This window comes from Mycolicibacterium psychrotolerans (assembly GCF_010729305.1).
Taxonomy (GTDB): Bacteria; Actinomycetota; Actinomycetes; order Mycobacteriales; family Mycobacteriaceae; genus Mycobacterium; species Mycobacterium psychrotolerans.
Genome location: NZ_AP022574.1, coordinates 2,037,689 through 2,054,898, shown reverse-complemented (window position 1 = coordinate 2,054,898; position 17,210 = coordinate 2,037,689). Strand labels below are relative to the sequence as shown.

Annotated in this window: 18 protein-coding genes, 1 tRNA gene and 1 pseudogene; 9 read left to right on the top strand and 11 right to left on the bottom strand. The window is 69.8% G+C overall.

Annotated elements, in window-relative coordinates:
* Nucleotides 1–6 precede the first annotated feature (6 nt).
* Entirely contained in the window at nt 7–615 is a 609-nt protein-coding gene (locus tag G6N45_RS10155; protein WP_163721973.1) for an alpha-ketoglutarate-dependent dioxygenase AlkB, read from the top strand.
* Here G6N45_RS10155 and G6N45_RS10150 read toward each other — a convergent pair.
* From G6N45_RS10150 to G6N45_RS10140, 3 genes are read right to left on the bottom strand one after another with little or no spacing between them, the layout of a single operon-like run.
* Nucleotides 600–1,274 (bottom strand): DUF5642 family protein, encoded by a 675-nt coding sequence (locus G6N45_RS10150; RefSeq protein ID WP_163721972.1) that lies wholly within the window; start codon nt 1,272–1,274, stop codon nt 600–602. The two genes, G6N45_RS10155 and G6N45_RS10150, sit on opposite strands and share 16 nt — an antisense overlap.
* Before the next feature lie 28 nt (nt 1,275–1,302).
* Complete coding sequence (locus G6N45_RS10145) at nt 1,303–1,950, bottom strand: DUF5642 family protein (RefSeq protein WP_163721970.1); 648 nt, start codon at nt 1,948–1,950, stop codon at nt 1,303–1,305.
* A 45-nt stretch (nt 1,951–1,995) separates the two neighbouring features.
* Entirely contained in the window at nt 1,996–3,474 is a 1,479-nt protein-coding gene (locus tag G6N45_RS10140) for a PE-PPE domain-containing protein (RefSeq protein WP_163721969.1), read from the bottom strand.
* A 156-nt stretch (nt 3,475–3,630) separates the two neighbouring features.
* Here G6N45_RS10140 and G6N45_RS10135 point away from each other — a divergent pair, with 156 nt between their 5' ends.
* Nucleotides 3,631–4,335 (top strand): envelope biogenesis lipoprotein LpqN, encoded by a 705-nt coding sequence (locus G6N45_RS10135; protein ID WP_163721967.1) that lies wholly within the window; start codon nt 3,631–3,633, stop codon nt 4,333–4,335.
* Between the two features lie 4 nt (nt 4,336–4,339).
* On the opposite strand, the gene G6N45_RS10130 is transcribed toward G6N45_RS10135, so the two are convergent.
* Both G6N45_RS10130 and G6N45_RS10125 read right to left on the bottom strand, forming a co-directional pair.
* A complete protein-coding gene (locus G6N45_RS10130; protein WP_163721965.1) occupies nt 4,340–5,182 on the bottom strand; it encodes a shikimate 5-dehydrogenase in 843 nt (280 codons plus the stop codon).
* Nucleotides 5,179–6,177 carry an acetyltransferase Pat gene (locus tag G6N45_RS10125; RefSeq protein WP_163721962.1) on the bottom strand — a complete coding sequence of 333 codons (999 nt, stop codon included), beginning with the start codon at nt 6,175–6,177 and terminating at the stop codon, nt 5,179–5,181. Before G6N45_RS10125 ends, G6N45_RS10130 begins: the two co-directional genes overlap by 4 nt.
* A gap of 105 nt (nt 6,178–6,282) precedes the next feature.
* Here G6N45_RS10125 and G6N45_RS10120 point away from each other — a divergent pair, with 105 nt between their 5' ends.
* Both G6N45_RS10120 and G6N45_RS10115 read left to right on the top strand, forming a co-directional pair.
* Nucleotides 6,283–6,768, top strand: coding sequence for a MarR family winged helix-turn-helix transcriptional regulator (locus G6N45_RS10120; RefSeq protein WP_163721961.1), 486 nt, complete (start codon nt 6,283–6,285; stop codon nt 6,766–6,768).
* Between the two features lie 22 nt (nt 6,769–6,790).
* Nucleotides 6,791–7,207: a DUF5313 domain-containing protein gene (locus G6N45_RS10115; protein WP_163721960.1), complete on the top strand. Its 417-nt coding sequence runs from the start codon at nt 6,791–6,793 to the stop codon at nt 7,205–7,207.
* Here G6N45_RS10115 and G6N45_RS10110 read toward each other — a convergent pair.
* Complete coding sequence (locus G6N45_RS10110; RefSeq protein WP_163721959.1) at nt 7,141–7,959, bottom strand: rhomboid-like protein; 819 nt, start codon at nt 7,957–7,959, stop codon at nt 7,141–7,143. The genes G6N45_RS10115 and G6N45_RS10110 overlap by 67 nt on opposite strands.
* 120 nt (nt 7,960–8,079) lie before the next feature.
* Here G6N45_RS10110 and G6N45_RS10105 point away from each other — a divergent pair, with 120 nt between their 5' ends.
* Both G6N45_RS10105 and G6N45_RS10100 read left to right on the top strand, forming a co-directional pair.
* The gene (locus tag G6N45_RS10105) at nt 8,080–9,561 is read left to right on the top strand and encodes an MprF family protein (protein ID WP_163721958.1); all 1,482 of its coding nucleotides are present in this window, start codon (nt 8,080–8,082) and stop codon (nt 9,559–9,561) included.
* Between the two features lie 40 nt (nt 9,562–9,601).
* Nucleotides 9,602–11,109: pseudogene (locus G6N45_RS10100) on the top strand (HNH endonuclease signature motif containing protein).
* 84 nt (nt 11,110–11,193) lie between these two features.
* Here G6N45_RS10100 and G6N45_RS10095 read toward each other — a convergent pair.
* The 5 genes from G6N45_RS10095 to G6N45_RS10075 form a co-directional block, all read right to left on the bottom strand.
* Nucleotides 11,194–11,266: transfer RNA gene (locus tag G6N45_RS10095), tRNA-Ala, on the bottom strand.
* Between the two features lie 55 nt (nt 11,267–11,321).
* Nucleotides 11,322–12,308 carry a divisome protein SepX/GlpR gene (gene sepX, locus G6N45_RS10090; RefSeq protein ID WP_163721957.1) on the bottom strand — a complete coding sequence of 329 codons (987 nt, stop codon included), beginning with the start codon at nt 12,306–12,308 and terminating at the stop codon, nt 11,322–11,324.
* A gap of 153 nt (nt 12,309–12,461) precedes the next feature.
* The gene (locus G6N45_RS10085) at nt 12,462–13,115 is read right to left on the bottom strand and encodes a GNAT family N-acetyltransferase (RefSeq protein WP_163728174.1); all 654 of its coding nucleotides are present in this window, start codon (nt 13,113–13,115) and stop codon (nt 12,462–12,464) included.
* A 20-nt stretch (nt 13,116–13,135) separates the two neighbouring features.
* Entirely contained in the window at nt 13,136–14,404 is a 1,269-nt protein-coding gene (glp, locus tag G6N45_RS10080) for a molybdotransferase-like divisome protein Glp (RefSeq protein WP_163721956.1), read from the bottom strand.
* Nucleotides 14,405–14,467: 63 nt separating this feature from the next.
* Nucleotides 14,468–15,391: a UTP--glucose-1-phosphate uridylyltransferase gene (locus tag G6N45_RS10075; RefSeq protein ID WP_057148437.1), complete on the bottom strand. Its 924-nt coding sequence runs from the start codon at nt 15,389–15,391 to the stop codon at nt 14,468–14,470.
* Between the two features lie 65 nt (nt 15,392–15,456).
* Here G6N45_RS10075 and G6N45_RS10070 point away from each other — a divergent pair, with 65 nt between their 5' ends.
* The 3 genes from G6N45_RS10070 to G6N45_RS10060 all read left to right on the top strand — a co-directional run bounded on the left by G6N45_RS10070 (nt 15,457) and on the right by G6N45_RS10060 (nt 17,204).
* Entirely contained in the window at nt 15,457–16,047 is a 591-nt protein-coding gene (locus tag G6N45_RS10070) for a 5-formyltetrahydrofolate cyclo-ligase (RefSeq protein WP_163721955.1), read from the top strand.
* A gap of 90 nt (nt 16,048–16,137) precedes the next feature.
* Nucleotides 16,138–16,479 (top strand): FmdB family zinc ribbon protein, encoded by a 342-nt coding sequence (locus tag G6N45_RS10065; RefSeq protein WP_163721954.1) that lies wholly within the window; start codon nt 16,138–16,140, stop codon nt 16,477–16,479.
* Nucleotides 16,480–16,544: 65 nt separating this feature from the next.
* Nucleotides 16,545–17,204: an SAF domain-containing protein gene (locus G6N45_RS10060; RefSeq protein WP_163721953.1), complete on the top strand. Its 660-nt coding sequence runs from the start codon at nt 16,545–16,547 to the stop codon at nt 17,202–17,204.
* Nucleotides 17,205–17,210: the final 6 nt, after the last annotated feature.

The following is a 17,210-nucleotide window of genomic DNA, read 5'->3' as shown; positions in this document are numbered from 1 at the left end:
CCTGCCATGGAGCAGGCGGTGCAGAGCTCTCTGTTCGACCAGGCGGACCGGCGGGAGCTGGGTGACGGCGCGTGGCTGGAGGTGCGGTCGGGCTGGTTGTCCCAGGACGGCGTCGCCGACGACTGCCTGTTCGCCGAACTGCGCGACACCATCCCGTGGCGGGCCGAGCGCAGGCAGATGTACGACCGGGTGCTCGACGTCCCCCGCCTGGTGAGTTTCCACCACCTGGTCGACGAGCCACCCCCGCACCCGCGGCTCAAGCAGCTGCGCCGCCGCCTGAACGACGCCTACGCAGGCGAACTGGGCGAGCCGTTCCTCACCGCGGGCCTGTGCCTCTACCGCGACGGTTCCGACAGTGTCGCCTGGCACGGCGACAACGTCGGCCGCAGCCGCACCGAGGACACCATGGTGGCCATCGTCGGGCTGGGCGCCACAAGGGTTTTCGCGTTGCGCCCGCGCGGCGGCGGCCCGTCGCTGCGGCTGCGGCACGGACACGGCGATCTGTTGGTGATGGGCGGCTCATGCCAGCGCACGTGGGAGCACGCTGTCCCCAAGACCACCCGTGCAGTCGGACCGCGCATCAGCATCCAGTTCCGTCCTTACGACGTGCGCTGACCCTTGACGAGGTCGACGGCGCGGGTGACGAGGTCGCGGGCGCGCCCGGTGTCGACGTGGGCGACCGGTGTGTCGGCCTGCACGAGCGGGTTGGCTGTGACGATCACGATGAAGGTCCCGAAGTCGGCGACGTAGTTGTAGATCTCACCGGTGCGGGGGCCTTGGGCGGTGACCGTCTGCAGGACCCGGTGGGTGCCCACGGTGTGCACGCCCTCGATCTGCGGAGCCTCCACGACCTCCACGAGCCCCCGGACCCCTGCCCCGGTGAAGGTCACCTTCGCGCACTTGTCGCTGGGTGTGGGCACAGGCACCCGCTCGGAGGTCTCCAGCGCGATCGCGACGTAGCGCACGCCGTCGCCCTCGGCGGTCAGCGCCGCCATGTTGCCCTTCACGTCCGCAGGCACGTTCTGCTGCTGGGCGGTCTCGCCGCACTCGGCGGGATCGAAAGCCACTCCCGGAGGCAGCTTTTGGGGCCCGAGCAGCCGGGGATCGATGGCGGCCGGACCCGCGCTCTTGACCGTGTAGGGCGCCGAGAACTCGGTCGAGAGGTTCTTCACCCGGGTGATGTCGGCGTGCGAGTAGTCCTCCGATGCCTGGCTGCTGCAGGCGGCCAGCAGTCCCGCGCAGAACAGGAGCATCAACCGCTTCGAGTTCGACATCGCCGCCAATGTACCCGCGCGCCGACGGTCAGCCGCGCAGCGCCGACACCGTTTCGGTCAGCAGGTGCGACGCGAACCCCGGCTCGAGTGCGGGATGCGGAGACCCCGGGTCGGTGACGAGTGCGACGACACAGATGTAGTCACCGAGGTAGGCGATGAACGTGTCGGCGTGCGAACGGGTTTCGGTGCCGCCCTCGACCACTGTGGTGGCGTCGGTGCGCATGCCCACGGTCCGGGCCGCGTCGACGGGCGGGGCGGGCACCTCGCGCACGCTGGCCGTCGTCGGACCCGAGGACACCGTCCACTGCGCACAGTCGGCAGGCGGCGCCGGCCCGCCCGGTGCGGCCGCCACCACGGCGTACGCGATACCGCCCGCCCCGGACGCTGACCAGCCTTTCGCCGTCGCGGCGTCGGCGGCAGGCAAGGCCAGCGTCGCGCACTGGGGCGGGTCGGAGTCGGCGGGATCGCGCAGGCCCCACAGCGCCCCGGGGGCGGGAAGGCCGCTGTAGGCGCGCACCTCGTAGCCCTCGGGCAGCGCTGACCGGCTGCGGTCGACCCGGGCAGGGTTGACCACCGTCGCCGTCGGCGTGGCCGGGTTGGTCGTGGGCGGCGGCGGTCCGGGTGTGCTGCATGCTGCGCACCACACGGCCACCGCAGCGAGGGCGAAGAGCCTCACGCGCTGTTGATATCACGGTGGTGGCCCTGTCCGGCCGACCAACACTCAGGCGGCGTCGGCCGTGTCCGCCGCCGGCGCGGGGTCGGCCGTGTCCGCCGCCGGTGCGGGGTCGGCCGTGTCCGCCGCCGGTGCGGGGTCGGCCGTGTCCGCCGCCGGTGCGGGATCGCTGTGGTCGGTGTCGTTTGCCTTCTGCGGCTCGGTAGCGTTCGTGGTGTCCTCGCGTTCCAGGTCGGGCTCCGGCGACGCCGACTCCACGTCGTCGGGCATCTCGGTGCGCATAACCTTGTCGGTCTCTTCCTGTCGCGAAAGTCGTTTTTGAGCGACGTGTTCGCGTTGTGGTGTGGTCTCGGTGTCCACCGACTCGGACGCAACCTCGGAGGCAGGCGGGAGGTCGGGTTTGCCGACGCCGAACGGGCCCGGCGCGTTGGTACCGAGGATGCGGCGTCCCCCGAAGCCCTCGACGAGATTGTCCACGGCCACCGGGACCGACCGCAGCAGGTCGCGGGCGAGGCGGGCAACGTGATGAACCGGCCACCACCGCGCGCGGGTGGGAGTGCCGGGCCCGATGTCGCGGTCGTAGGCGTTCTCGATCAGCACGCGCAGGGGTGCGTCGACGGCGCGCAGGATCGGCGCCGGAATGAACGGTGCCAGCGGTTCGAGCAGGGGGACGATGTCGGCGGTGATCATGTAGTAGGTGGTGTCGCCTTCGCGGCCCTGATAGGTGGCGTCACCGAACGGCACGTCGACCGTCTCACCGTGCTGCAGTCCGTAGCCCACCAGCGCGTTCAGCGTCGCGAGCAGGTTGAGTGGGCGAAGCGGGAAGTCGCCGCCCAGGGCGTCGTACTGCCGGACGATGTCCACGGTGGGATAGGCGTATTGGCCGTCGCCCAGGTCGGCGCTGTCGGTCGGTGACGCGCCGTCGAAGGACACCCCCAGGATCGGGATGGTCGGCCACCCCGCGAAGCGCATCAGGATGCCGCCGTTGGGCCGCATCGGGTTGGCGACCAACATGAACGACAGGCTCGGATCGCCCGGCCGGTACGCCTCGATGAGGTCGCGCTTGGTCAGCGAGGCGATCACGGCGCTCTGCGAATAACCGAACACCAGGAATGTGTCGTCGACTCGAGGAGCGACCGAACCGACGTCGGGATTGAAGACACAGTCCGGCGCCGCCGCGATGCACCGGTCCAGATTGGCCCGCCCGGCAGCAACGGATTTGTCGAAGGTCAGCCGTCCGATCGGGAAGAAGTCCTCGGGGCCGTAGACGGCGACCGCGTTGGTCACCGGGCCGGCGGCAGCGAACGCCGGATCCAGATGCTGGTCGACCGCGTTGTCGAGGTAGGCCGCGACGAAGGCCGGCGAGTCCCGGGGTTCCATCAGAGGATGGAAGCTGCCCCCCATCACGAGCGCGGTCGTGGTGGCGGTCAGGGTCACCGCGGCAGACACCAGTGTCGACGACACGGCGAGCACAGCGACACCAGTCACCAGAACGAGCGCGGACAGCGAGCGAACGACAGCGTTCATGGTCCGACCCCCAACCCTTTGCGTCGGTACTGGGGATCCTGCTACTCGGGGCGCCGATCCGGGACCTTTTCGGCAAACCGCCCGAGGCGAATCGGTGAGTTCTCGCGTCCGGCCGGTTATGCTCTCGCTGCCAATCGGGGGCCGACAGGAGACGACATGACCATCCCTCTGCGGGCCGGCATCATCGCCATCGCAGCCGTCACGTTCGGAGTCGGATTGTCCGGCTGCGGATCGGACAGCGCCACCACGGAGTCGAGCACGTCTTCCTCCGCGTCGTCGTCCGCCTCGGCGGCGGCTTCGAGCCCCGCGCCGACCACGTCGGCCCAGGCGGCCGCCCCCGCCCCGACGCTCGCCGACTACATCCGGGAGAACAACATCGTCGAGACGCCGGTGAGTCCGGGCGAGCCCGGCTCGCCGACCATCGACATCCCGCCGCCGAAGGGGTGGGAGGACATGGGCCCGAACACGCCGGAGGGGGCCTACATGGGTTTGGCGTTCACCGCCGATCCGGCGATGGCGACCGATCCGCCGACGGTGATCACGAAGGTGGTCAAGCTGACCGGGAACGTCGACCCGGCGAAGGTGCTCGAAGCCGCGCCGGGCGACATCCGCAATCTGCCGGGGTTCCAGGGACCCGGAGGCGGGCAGCCGAACAAGCTCAGCGGGTTCGAGGCGACGGTGATCGGCGGGACCTACACCAAGGACGGGGTGACCCGGATGGTGGCGCAGAAGACCGTGGTGATCCCCGGCCAGGACGCGCTGTACGTGTTGCAGCTCAACGCCGACGGCACCGAGGACCAGGCGTACCCGTTGATGGACGCGACGTCGACGATCGACGAGCAGGCCAAGATCACGCCCTGATCGTTCACGCCCGTGAGATCGCCGACGCCTCGGCGATCTGCTCGGCGCTGGGGCGTACCCCGGTATAGCGCTCGAACTGTTCGGCGGCCTGCAGCGCGATCACCTGCGCCCCGGTGATGACGTCCACTCCGGCTGCGCGCGCAGCGGCGATCAGCGGCGTCTCCGAGGGCAGAGCCACCACGTCGAAGACGGTGCGCGCGTGGCGAATTGCGCTGTCGTCGAACGCGAGATCGCGCTCCTCGGCGCCGCCGGCCATCCCGATCGGGGTGACGTTGACGATGATGTCGGCGGTGCGCGCGCACGGCCCACCGGCGTCGGGCAGGAACTCGTATCCCAACCGCTGCGAAAGTGCGCGACCGGCCCGTTCGTTGCGCGCGACGATGGTGCCACCGGCGAAACCACGGTCGGCGAAGGCCGCTCCGACCGCGCTGGCCATGCCGCCGCTGCCGCGGATCAGCACCGAGTGCTCCGACGAGAGCCCGTTGTCGTCGACGAGGTGTTGCACGGCAAGGTAATCCGTGTTCGATGCGGTCAGCCGGCCGTCATCGTTGACGATCGTGTTCACCGAGCGCAGCGTCTGCGCGGAGGGCTCGATTTCGTCGACGAGGCTCAGCACGTCCTCCTTGAACGGCATCGACACCGAGCACCCGCGGATGCCGAGCGCTCGAACACCGCCGATGGCGGCGACGATGTCGGTGGTGGTGAACGCCTTGTAGAGGAAGTCCAGACCGAGCACCTCGTAGAGGTGGTTGTGGAACCGGGTGCCGATGTTGCTCGGCCGCCCGGCCAGCGAGATGCACACGCGGGTGTCCTTGTTCAGCGGCGGCCTGCGGTGCCCCTGCGTCATCCGACGGCCCGGATCACCTGTCGCGCGACATCGCGGATCTGTCGCACCAACTCCGAATCGAACGGCAGCTCAGCGGGTTTCGGCACGTCGATCTCGGTGGTGACGACACCCAGGTCATCCCGGTGCCAGCACGCACCGAAATGGTCGAGGATCGAGCGCATCGGATGGTTGTCCGACAGCACCCGCGCGGTGAAGCGCTGGACGCCGTCGTCGTGGGCGGCCACCGAGATGGCACGCATCAGGAACGTGCCGATGCCGCGGCCCTGGTAGGCGTCGCCGACGATGAACGCTATCTCGGCTTCCTCGGGGTGGTTCGCGTCGCGCACGAACCGGGCGTCCGCCACCACGGGTCCGTCCACGCCGTCGGTCAGCACGAAGACGAAGTGATCCAGATAGTCGACCTCGAACAGGTAGGCCATCAGCGATTTCGTCGGGGACCGGACGGATTGGAAGCGGCGGTAGAGGGTCTCGCTGGAGAACTCGACCGGGCCCTCGGTGGTGCGTTCGCTGTCGCCCGGCAGCACCGGCCGCAGATACAGGACGCTGCCGTCGCGCATGATCACCGGGATCGGCGTGATGAACGCGGCGAGCCGCTGGCGCGCCGTGCGCACCAGTTTGTCCATCATGCCGGGGATCTCCAGCATGGTGGCGAAGGCTTCCCGGCCGCCGACCCAGCCGGTCAGCGGGACGGTGGCCACGACGGTGGCGGTACGCGGGGCGTCCCGGAGCAGCGCGATCTCGCCGACGATGAGCCCCGGCGTGAGATCGACGACGGTGTCGTGACCGTCGGCGCCGACATGGCTGACCTCGGCGTGACCGGACGCAATCAACAGAAAGCTGACCGCGAGCTCACCCTGCTGCATGAGGACCTGACCGGCGGCCGCCGACAACGGCCGCAGCTGTTCGGCCAGCGGCACCAGCGCTTCCACGTGCACCTCGGCGAACACGTCGAGGGTGGCGAGATCATCGGCACGGACGGCGGTCACACCGGACACGTTTCGAGGCTACGGGTGCGCGCCGATTCCCGGCAAGGAGATGCCGGTCGCACTGTGACAACGACCATATTGCTAGTGCCCTAACTATTAGCGCACTATAGGTCTGTGACCGTCGCCGCCGAACTGGATCCCCTGGCCCTGGAACAGCAGGTCTGTTTCGCCTTGGCGGCCACCAACCGCGCGGTGCTCGCGATCTACCGGCCGCTGCTCGAGCCGCTGGGTCTGACCCACCCGCAGTACCTGGTGATGCTGTCGCTGTGGGATCACCGCAAGCAGCCCGGCGAGGGCCGGGCACCACTGTCGGTGAAGCAGATCGCGACCGCGCTGCAGATGGAGTCGGCCACCCTGTCACCGATGCTCAAACGCTTGGAGGCGCTCGGCCTGATCACCCGCACGCGCAGTGCCACCGACGAGCGCGCGACCGACGTCGAACTCACCGACCGGGGCGTCGCGCTGCGTGAACGGGCCCTCGAGATTCCGCCCGCGGTCGTCGCGCGCCTGGGCGTCGACCTCGCCGAACTGCACCAGCTGCGCGAGGCGCTGACTCGCCTGAACACGGCCGCGCTGGCGGCCGGCGCCCTACAGTCCTGAACCCACCCACAAGGAGCCGTCCATGTCAGCCGACAAGCCGAATCTCTGGCAGTACCTCACCTACATCTACGGGCGCCGCCTGCCCACCTCGATGCAGCGCTGGGTGGCCGAGGACCTCGCAGGAGAGGGCGCCGTCCGTCGGCACATGATCCGCTACTCGATTCCGCCGATCTTCGTCCTGGCGCCGTTCTGGCTCATCCCGGTCAACCTCTACATGCACCTGGAGATGACGGCACCGATCTACTTCTGGGCGGTGCTGATGGCTCTGGCCCTGAACAAGCCCTGGCGCCGGCACCGGCTCTCCGTACACGGCCTGGATCCGAACCTGGTCGACGTGATCAAGCGGAAGAAGCAGGCGCAGATGCACGAGGACTACGCGCGCCGCTTCGGTGCCCGCCCCGAGTCCGCCGAGTGGCAGCAGAACAGCAGCCCGTTCTGAGTATGCGTCACCGACCACGCCGCAAAGGCCGCCGCGAGACCGGCGGGTACGGCGACGAGCGCGCTCGGCAGCGCCACACCGACGAACAGCAGCAATCCGAAGGCGGCGCCGGTCGCCAGCAGCACGCCGCGGAACACCGTCCAGTGCGCACTGGTGGACCACCCGGCCGGCACGCGCATCGACAGCGCCATGCCGAGCACTAGCGCGACGGCGTGTCCGGCCGCGGTGAACCCGCCGCCCAGCACGACGACCACCGTGGCGACCGTCAGCCAGCCGGCCGTCCACGCCAGGCGCCACCCGCCCGGTATCGCCGCCGTCAGGGTGCCGAGCACCGCGACGGCCCCGTAGCTCAGACCCACGTCGTCGGCATGACTGACCGCGACCGGCACCCAGCCGACCTTGACGGCGAAGGCGAGACCCGCGGCGACGATCAGCGTGGCCCCGACATGTCCGAGCAGGAACACCTGGACCAGCCGCCTGCTGCGCCAGAGAAGCTCGGCCAGGGCGAGCAGACAGACCAGCCCGGGCAGCAGCAGGTAGGTCTGCCCCTCGGCGGTCACGAAGGCACTGGCCAGCAGCGTGGCCAGACGCCCCTCAGCCAGATTGTGCAGGTTCGTGCTCATCAGCGCGACGACGCGGTGCTGTGCCCGGGGACCGAGCGCCACCAGCAGCGACGCGATCGCGAACAGCGCCGACGCGTAGGCGACGGTGATGCGCACACGCCACAGCGGGGCGAGAACACGGGAGACCATTGGCTTCAAGGGTACCCAGGACGCGCCGGTCGGCGGATGGTCGAACCCGGTGACGGATGGGACGTTCGGCCCTACGGCCGAGGACGAGCAGGCGCGACGCTGGAGAACGGAGGAGGCGGGATGTCGGCTGAGTTCGCCGTGCCCACAGCGGTGGGGCGCAGCGTCGGAGCGGGCGCCCTGCTCGCGGCCGCCACCTGGCTGGCCGTCGCGGTGGCACACGACCGCCACCACCTCGGATGGCAGGACGGCCGGCTGGTGTGGTCGGTGACAGTTCTGGCGGCGACGGTGTTCATCGCGCGTGGCATCTTCCTGGGCCGTCCGGTGACCGGCCGCCACGCTGCGCTCGCCGGTGCGGCGGTGCTCGGCGGGATGGCGCTGCACGTGCTGCTCTCCCCCGGCGCGGGCAACGTCGTCATCGCGGCTTCAGGGCTCGTCCTGATGTGGCCCACCCGCTCCCGGCCGCAGCCCGAGGCCCTGCCCGAGATTTGGAGGCTGGTCGACGCGACCCATGGCGATGCGTTGGCCCCGTTCGCGATGCACTCGCTCAAGAGCTACCACTTCAGTGACAACAGGCGCGCGGCCGTCGCGTACCGGACTCGAATGGGTCTTGCGGTGGTCAGTGGGGACCCCATCGGTGACGAGCGCGAGTTCGGTTCCGTGGTCGCGAGTTTCGTCGCGATGTGCCGGTCGCGCGGTTGGCGGATCGCGGTGCTCGGGTGCAGTGAGCGGCAGCTGGGGCGGTGGGACGCGTCGGTCGTCGGGAGATCGATGCGGGCGATCCCGATCGGACGCGACGTCGTCATCGACGTGGCGAGTTTCAGCCTGGCCGGACGGGCGCGACGGAACCTGCGCCAGGCGGTGCAGCGCACCCACAACGCCGGCATCACCACCGAAGTGGTGTCCGAGCAGGACCTCGACGAAGTGCAGCGTGCCGAGTTGGCCGAGGTCCTCTTCACCTCGCATCGCACAGCGCAGCGCGAACGCGGCTTCTCGATGATCCTGGACGGCGCTCTGGAAGGCCGTCACCCCGGGATGCAGCTCATCGTCGGACGCGCCCGAGACGGTCGGGTGCAGGCGTTCGCGCGCTATGCGACGGCCGGAGGCGGCAACGACGTGTCACTCGACGTGTCCTGGCGGGCGCCCGATGCGCCCAACGGCATCGACGAACGCCTCAGCGTCGACATGATCGACTGGGCGAGAAGCCATGGCGCGCGGCGCGTTTCGCTGGCCTTCGCAGCCTTCCCCGAGATCTTCGAGAACAAGAACCGCGGACCGGTGCAGAGCCTGTTGTTCTGGCTGATCCATCTGGGCGACGGGCTCATCAGCCTGGAGTCGCTGTACCGCTACCTCAGGAAGTACCGGACGCTCGGCGCGCAGCGCTATGCCGTGCTGTCGATGCGTCAGCTGGTACCCGCGCTCACGGTGCTGCTGACGCTGGAGTTCCTGCCTCGCCGTCGCCGGCTCGCGCTGCCGCACCAGGGCCGCGGTGCGCTCCGCAGGGTGGGCGGCGCGGCGGGCGGCACCGAGGCTGACGGTCGGTTCGATGTCCCGTCGGGCGTCGGCCAGTCTGGGATTCCGGGGCTCCATCGATACGGCCGGTGATGGGCGGGCGTTCCCCTCGCCCGTTTCTGTCGGTGGTCGAATGTATGTTCGAAGTATGTCGGGGACGGATCTGCAGGCCGCAGTGGCGGCGCTGGTGGATGCCGTCGACACCCTGGCCGGCTGCGACTCGGACCTGGCCACCGGCACCGAGCTGGTCGAGGTGCTCGACGAGCTGGAGACCGTGTGGTGCCGGCTGCCCGCGCTGCGGCACCGGCTGCTGGCCCGGCTGCAGGTCGAGACCACCCCGCAGCAGATGGGCGCCAAGAACTGGAAAGACGTGCTGGCGATCCGGTGGCGCATCACCACCGCCGAGGCGCACCGCCGCCTGGGCGACGCCGCCCTGCTGGCGCTGCGCCAGCCGGTGACCGGGCCGCCGCTGCCCCCGATCCTGCCGGCCGTCGCGGTCGCCCAGGAACAGGGGTTGATCAACGCCGAGCATGTCGAGGTGATCCGCAAAGCCGTCGACAAACTCCCCGGTTTCGTCGATGCGGTGACCCGGGAGCAGTTCGAGGTCGACCTGGTGCGCACCGCGGTCGGGGCCGGACCCAAAGACGTCGAGAACGCCGCCGATCTGACGTTGTTTCTGCTCGATCAGGACGGCCCCGCACCCGATGACACCGAGCGTGCCCGCACGCGTGGGGTGACGAAGGGCAAGCAGCGCCGCGATGCGATGACCGACCTGGCCGCCCGGTTGACGCCCGAGGCGTGGGCGGTGTTCGAGGTCCTGTTCGCCAAATACGCCGCCCCGGGTATGTGCAACCCCGCCGACCCCGAACCCTGCACCTCGGGCACCCCCACCCAGGCCCAGATCGACAACGATCACCGCAGCCTGGCCCAACGCCAACACGACGCGCTGCTCGCCATCGGACGGATCGCCCTGATGAGCGGCGAGGTGGGTCACTTGAACGGTTACCGGTGGCGGTGATCATCCGCACCACCCTGCAAGACCTCGAATCCCGGGCCGGGATCGGCGTCACCGGCGGCGGCACCCGCCTGCCCATCAAAGACGTCATCCGGATGGCCGGACACGCCAACCATTATTTGGCCGTGTTCGACGGGGCGACCGGGTCGGCGCTGGATTTGTTCCGCAGCCGACGGGTCGCCTCTCCGGCGCAGCGGATCATGCTCATCGCCCGCGACGGGGGCTGCACCAAACCGTCCTGCACCGTCGGCGCCTACGGCGCCCAGGTCCATCATGTGACCACCGACTGGGCTGATGGCGGCAACACCAACATCAACGACCTCGGCCTGGCCTGCCCACCGGACAACCGCAGCGTCAAAGACGGCGGCTGGACCACCACGATGAACACCCGCACCGAAGTCGAATGGACCCCACCACCACACCTGGACACCGGCCAAACGAGAGTCAACACCTACCACCGCCCCGAAGCCCTCCTGCGCCCACCCGATGAACCCGACAACACCGCTGCGCCAGGCGAATCCACCGACGGGAACGACATCGCCGAGCCCGAACCCGGTACGGCCACCACCAACGACCACGCCGACGAACCCGGCGGACCCGCACCACCCGACCACCAAGCGGCCTGACGGCCCGGGCCGGCGCACCCCGCAGCCTGCCCCGGAAAACACAAAGCCCGCCCAACCAATGGTCGAAGCGGGCTCTGCGAAAAGTGGAGCTATGGGGAATCGAACCCCAGACCTACTCGATGCGAACGAGTCGCGCTACCAACTGCGCCATAGCCCCTGATACCGGTAGCAGGCTACCAGCCCCGGGTCGGCCGCCGAAATCGCCTCGGCGGCTACTGTCCGGCCGCTCGCGGCAGGTCGTAGTGGCGTGAGAACCGGACGCGATCGAGGTGCTCGAACTCAGGATCCTCGTCGTCGATCTCGAGGACCGCGGCACCGGGCCGGCGCAGCCGGGCTGGGACCACATCGAACTCACGGTCGCCGGTGTTCTCCACGCCGAGGCGTGAGCGCGCGAGCCGCTGCGCCCGCCTGCGGCGTACCTGCTCTTCGATACGGGTCTGCCGGCGCAGGTAGGCCAGGTAGAGCAAGGTGATCGCACCGATAGTGCCGCAGGTCCACCACATCGTCGCCGACCAGGTGAACGCGGCCACGCCGCTGGCGAGGATCAGCACCGCCATCACAGCCAGTGTGCGTGCCCGGAACCGGTACTTGCGGGCCGTGACCGCGGCGGCGGTGGCCGACTCGCGACGACGCCGGCGCGCCTCGGTGAGAGAGTCCGCGACGCGGAGATCCCCGTCCTCGGGTTCGTCCCCGTCCGACTGGTCGTCGTCGTAGGCGTAGTCGTCGACATCGTCGTCGTCATCGGCCGACGAGAGCTCCTCGGCATCGTCGAGGTCGTCCTCGGTGTCGAAATCGAGTGTGGGCTGGGCGGATTCGGCAACCACGACGGGCTCGTCAGCGGCCTCCCCGGAGGCGGGCAGGGCGCCGGAATCCTCGACGACGTCCACGTCGAGGTAGTCGGGCTCGTCGGCGTCGCGGGTGGCGGTGGCCACCATCACCACCGAACGGCCCGGCTCCTCGTCGGCGACGTCGCCACCGTCCCCGGACGGCTGCCAGTCGGGATCGCTGCGGTGACCCGCGGCCGGGCCGCCGCGACGGCGCAACCGGGCGCCGGCGCCACTGTTGAGCACACGCGTGGCCAGCGCGACGTCGCTGGTGCGGCGCACCGCATCGCGCTTGCTGATGAGCATCGGCACCAGCACGAAGAGCCAGAGCACGACAAGGGAGATCCAGAGGAGAGATTGGGGGATGCTTGGCATGGCGCCTGCTCCTTTCCCCATCAGGCTAGGTCTGTTCGACCAGCGCATCCGTGAGCGGCGCGCCGTGACAATTACACACCTGTAATTCGCTGAATACAAGCACCAAACGTCACACGTGTCACATCTGCAACAGCGGGCGCCGCAAAGCGGCGATCACGCCCACGACGCGTGGCCCGCGCGCACCAGCGCCGACGTCACCGACCCGTTGATCTCCTCGATCGTCACGGCCACCAGCAAGTGATCCCGCCACGCACCATCGACCTCGAGGTAGCGCTTCAACAGGCCCTCCTCACGGAAGCCGGCCTTTGCCAGGACCGCACGGCTCGGCGCGTTCTCCGGGCGCACCGTCGCTTCGACGCGATGCAGCATCACCGGGCCGAAACAGTGGTCCAGGCCGAGCGCCAGCGCCGCGGTGGCGATGCCGCCCCCGATCAACTCGCTGGCCACCCAGTAGCCGATCCAGGCCGATCGCAGCGCGCCGTGGGTCACGTTGCCGATCGTGAGCTGGCCGGCGAACTGCCCGTCGACCTCGATCACGTACGGCAGCATGCGGCCCTTGCGGGCCTCGGCACGCAGCCCCGAACAGACCGACGGCCACGACGAAACGGCGTGGCGCAGCTGCCAATCCAGATCGGTCGAGGGTTCCCAGGGTTCGAGGTGATCCCGGTCGGCCAGCCGGATCCGGCTCCACTGCGCGGCGTCGCGCAACCGAACCGGACGCAGCCGTACCACGCCCGCCGCCACCCGCAGCGGACCGACGGGCTGCGGCCAGCCCGGGTGCTGGGAACGGGACCCCAGGAGATTCATCACGGTGCTGCAGTTCGCGCTCAGCCGCGCTGAGCCAGGAATGCGACGTCGACGACCTCGCCGGTGCGGATCTGTTCAGCGTCGCCGGGAACGACCACCAGGCAGTTTGCCTCGGCGAGCGTCGCCAGTAGATGCGACGACGCGCCGGGCGCGCCGCCGAGCGCCTGCACCAGGTACTCACCGGTGTCCTGGTCACGCATCAGCTGTCCCCGCAGATAGCCCTTGCGACCCACCACCGAGGTGATCGGCGACAGTGCGCGCGCCTGCACGATGCGCCGCATGGGTTGGCGCTTGCCGAGGGAGAGCCGCAGAAGCGGACGCACCATCACCTCGAACACCACCAGCGCGCTGACCGGATTGGCCGGCAGCAGGAACACCGGGACACCGTCGGGACCGAGTTGACCGAAGCCCTGCACCGAACCGGGGTGCATGGCGATGCGGGTCACCTCCATGTCGCCCAACTGGGACAGCACCGCGCGCACCCCTTCGGCGGCCGCGCCTCCAACCGCACCCGCGATGACGACGGCCTCCGACCGGCTGAGCTGACCTTCGACCACTTCACGCAGCTGAGCAGGATCGGTCGGCACGATGCCGACGCGATTGACCTCGGCGCCGGCGTCGCGCCCGGCGGCGGCCAGCGCGTAGGAGTTGACGTCGTAGACCTGACCGTTGCCGGGTGTGCGGGAGATGTCCACGAGCTCGCCCCCCACGCACATCACCGACAGCCGCGGGCGCGGATGGACCAGCACCCGCTCCCGGCCCACCGCGGCCAATAGGCCGACCTGCGCCGGACCGATGATGGCGCCGGCCCGCACGGCGACGTCACCGGGTTGCACATCGTCGCCGGTGCGACGCACGTAGGCGCCCGACCGGACGCCGCGCAGCACCCGCACCCGGGATTCGCCGCCGTCGGTCCACCGCAGCGGCAGCACGGCATCAGCCAGGGTCGGCATCGGGGCGCCGGTCTGCACGCGCGCCGCCTGCCGCGGCTGCAGCCGGCTCGGGGTCCGCGAGCCTGCCTCGATCAGCCCCATCACCGGCAGGCTGATGTCCCGGTTCTCGGGCTCCTCGCCGTCCTCGCCGTCGGCGCCGCCGTTGATGCCCAGGACGTCGACGCTGCGCACCGCGTAGCCGTCGATCGCGGCCTGGTCGAATCCGGGAAGCGGTCGCTCGGTGACCACTTCCTCGGCACACATCAATCCCTGGGCCTCGGCGATCGCCACCCGAACCGGCCGCGGAGCCACCGCGGCCGCGGCTACCCGAGCCTGCTGCTCCTCCACCGAACGCACAGCATGCCTTTCTTCTGTTGAGCGCCTACGCGCTCCGCAGAAGACGCGCGCGATCGGTGGCCGCTAGTGCTCGGTCGTGTCCGGACCGAGCCCCAGCCGCTCGACCAACCAGCGGCGTAATTCGGGCCCGTAGTCGTCTCGCTCCAACGCAAAGTCAACCGCAGCCTTCAGGTAGCCTCCGGGATTTCCCAGATCGTGTCGAGATCCGCGGTGGACCACCACGTGCACCGGATGGCCCTCCTCGATCAGCAGGGCGATCGCGTCGGTCAGCTGGATCTCGCCGCCGGCGCCGCGCGGCGTCCGCCTCAGCGCGTCGAAGATGGCCCGGTCGAGCACATAGCGCCCGGCCGCCGCGTACGGCGACGGCGCATCCTCCGCTTTGGGCTTCTCGACCATGCCCTTGACCCGCAAGACGTTGGGATTGGCGGCGTCGGGCACGGTCTCGACGTCGAACACGCCGTAGGCACTGATGTCCTCGCGGTCGACCTCGATGGCGCACAGCACCGACCCGCCGCGCTTGGCGCGCACCTTCGACATGACCTCCAGTACCCCGGTGGGCAGAACGAGATCATCGGGCAGCAGCACCGCGATCGCGTCCTCGTCGGGGGCGAGGCTGGCCTCCACGCAGCTGATCGCATGCCCGAGACCGAGCGGCTCGGCCTGTACGACAGATTCGACCTTGATCAACTCGGGCGCCCGGCGCACCTTCTCCAGCATGGTCTTCTTGCCGCGGGCCTCGAGGGTGCCCTCGAGTACCAGGTCCTCGACGAAGTGGGCGACGACGCTGTCCTTGCCTTCGGAGGTGATGATGATCAACCGCTCGGCGCCGGCCTCGGCGGCCTCGGCGGCCACCAGCTCGATGCCGGGCGTGTCGACGACCGGCAGCAGCTCCTTGGGCACAGTCTTGGTGGCAGGCAGGAAACGCGTTCCCAGCCCCGCAGCGGGAACCACCGCGGTGTGCGGAATGGGAACTTCAGGCCGATTCATCGTTCACACACTAACCTCTCGGGTTCAGTTGCTCTCTCCTTACCCGGCACGCGGAAGGCTACGCAGTGCAACAGACGAAATCACAGGTACGTGCCAGAATCCTGGCCGCGCGCCGGGCGTCGACGCCCGCGTCGCGTGCCGCCGAAGCGGCGGCGCTGACGCGCCATCTGCTCGCGTGGATCCCGTCCGGCGCGACCGTGTGCGCCTACGTACCCGTCGGGACCGAACCGGGTTCGCGGGGCCTGCTCGACGAGCTCGTCCTGCGCGACGTGACCGTGCTGCTCCCCGTGGCCCGCGAGGACCCGGTCGAGGGGCCGCGGCCGCTGCAGTGGGGGCGGTACCGGCCGGACACGCTGGTGGCGGCGCCATTCGGTCTGCAGGAGCCGCCACCTCCACACCTACCGCCCGAGGCGATGACCGACGCGACCGTGGTGCTGGTGCCCGCACTCGCCGTCGATGTGCGCGGGGCGCGTCTGGGCCGTGGCGCCGGGTTCTACGACCGCACGCTGCGGCTCGCGGACCCCGCCGCCGCGCTGATCGCGGTCGTGCGCGACGAGGAGCTCGTCGCGCAGCTGCCGGCCGACCCCCACGACGTTCCGATGACGCACGCCGTCACGCCGGAGCGCGGCGTGGTCGCGGTGGATCGACCGCGGTGAATCATGGCCGGGGAATGACCGGAGCCCGCTGGCGGTTCTAGCACTTGAGCCGGTAGAGTGCTAAGTAGTTATGCGACCTCGGAGGTTTCTGTGCCCACCTATTCGTATGCGTGCACCGAGTGCGACAACAAGTTCGACGTGGTGCAGGCCTTCACCGACGACTCGCTGACCGAGTGCCCGCAGTGCACCGGCCGCTTGCGCAAGGTGTTCGGCAAGGTCGGCGTGGTCTTCAAGGGCAGCGGTTTCTACCGAACCGACAGCCGCGAGGCCAGCAAGAGTCCGAGCACGTCCTCGAGCTCCAACGGCAAGTCCAGCACCAGCGCGGAGTCGTCATCGTCCTCGTCCTCGTCTTCGTCGACGTCGTCGGACAGCTCGAGCTCGTCCAGTTCGTCGAGTACCCCCGCCGCGCCGGCCGCCGCCGCGTCCAGCTGACCCGTTATCCACAGGCGCCGGAAACGCTGCTGACCGCGACGGCACACCGGCCTTAGCGTGGCCGTGTGGCCGCATCGCTGAATCCCACGCCGCTGCACCGGCTGGCCCGTGTCCTCCGGCCCGACTGGACGCGCACGGTGGCCGCCCGCCGCGTCTTGGCCGGCGCGCTCGTGTTCCTCGCGGCTGCGGCAGCGTGGCGCGATGACCCGCGTGCCGATCGGGTCGAGGTCGTGGTCGCCAACCGGGATCTGTCGCCCGGCGCCGAACTGACCGCCGAAGACGTCCGTCTCGAAACTCTGTCGGCGACAACGGTTCCCGATGGCGCACAGCGAAGTGTCGACACGGTGGTCGGAAGCACGCTGGCAGGCCCCGCCCGCCGGGGTGAGACGCTGACCGATGTGCGCCTACTCGGCCCGCGGCTGGCCGAGTCCGCCGCGGGCCCGGATGCGCGCATCGTCGCACTGCCCCTCGCCGATGCCGCGCTGCTCGATCTTCTCCGCCCCGGTGACATCGTCGATGTGGTGTCCGCACCCGCCTCCGCCGACGCCGAGTCCCAGGCGCGGGTGATGGCGACCGACGCCGTCGTGGTGCTGGTGTCGGCGAAAGCCACCGGGATCGCCGCGCAGGGCGGCAATCGCGTTGTGCTGGTGGCCTTGCCGGCTGCGGCGGCGAAGACGGTAGCCGGGGCCGCCCTGGTACAGGCCGTCACCCTGACGCTGCACTGAGCGCGC

Bases quoted from the DNA above. Each gene is read 5' to 3' on its own strand.
- G6N45_RS10110 (WP_163721959.1), bottom strand. From the start codon at position 7,959: ATGGTCTCCCGTGTTCTCGCCCCGCTGTGGCGTGTGCGCATCACCGTC.
- G6N45_RS10135 (WP_163721967.1), top strand. From the start codon at position 3,631: ATGACCATCCCTCTGCGGGCCGGCATCATCGCCATCGCAGCCGTCACG.
- G6N45_RS10115 (WP_163721960.1), top strand. From the start codon at position 6,791: ATGTCAGCCGACAAGCCGAATCTCTGGCAGTACCTCACCTACATCTAC.
- sepX (WP_163721957.1), bottom strand. From the start codon at position 12,308: ATGCCAAGCATCCCCCAATCTCTCCTCTGGATCTCCCTTGTCGTGCTC.
- G6N45_RS10105 (WP_163721958.1), top strand. From the start codon at position 8,080: ATGTCGGCTGAGTTCGCCGTGCCCACAGCGGTGGGGCGCAGCGTCGGA.
- G6N45_RS10140 (WP_163721969.1), bottom strand. From the start codon at position 3,474: ATGAACGCTGTCGTTCGCTCGCTGTCCGCGCTCGTTCTGGTGACTGGT.
- G6N45_RS10150 (WP_163721972.1), bottom strand. From the start codon at position 1,274: ATGTCGAACTCGAAGCGGTTGATGCTCCTGTTCTGCGCGGGACTGCTG.
- G6N45_RS10155 (WP_163721973.1), top strand. From the start codon at position 7: ATGGAGCAGGCGGTGCAGAGCTCTCTGTTCGACCAGGCGGACCGGCGG.
- G6N45_RS10075 (WP_057148437.1), bottom strand. From the start codon at position 15,391: ATGAATCGGCCTGAAGTTCCCATTCCGCACACCGCGGTGGTTCCCGCT.
- G6N45_RS10085 (WP_163728174.1), bottom strand. From the start codon at position 13,115: ATGAATCTCCTGGGGTCCCGTTCCCAGCACCCGGGCTGGCCGCAGCCC.
- G6N45_RS10130 (WP_163721965.1), bottom strand. From the start codon at position 5,182: ATGACGCAGGGGCACCGCAGGCCGCCGCTGAACAAGGACACCCGCGTG.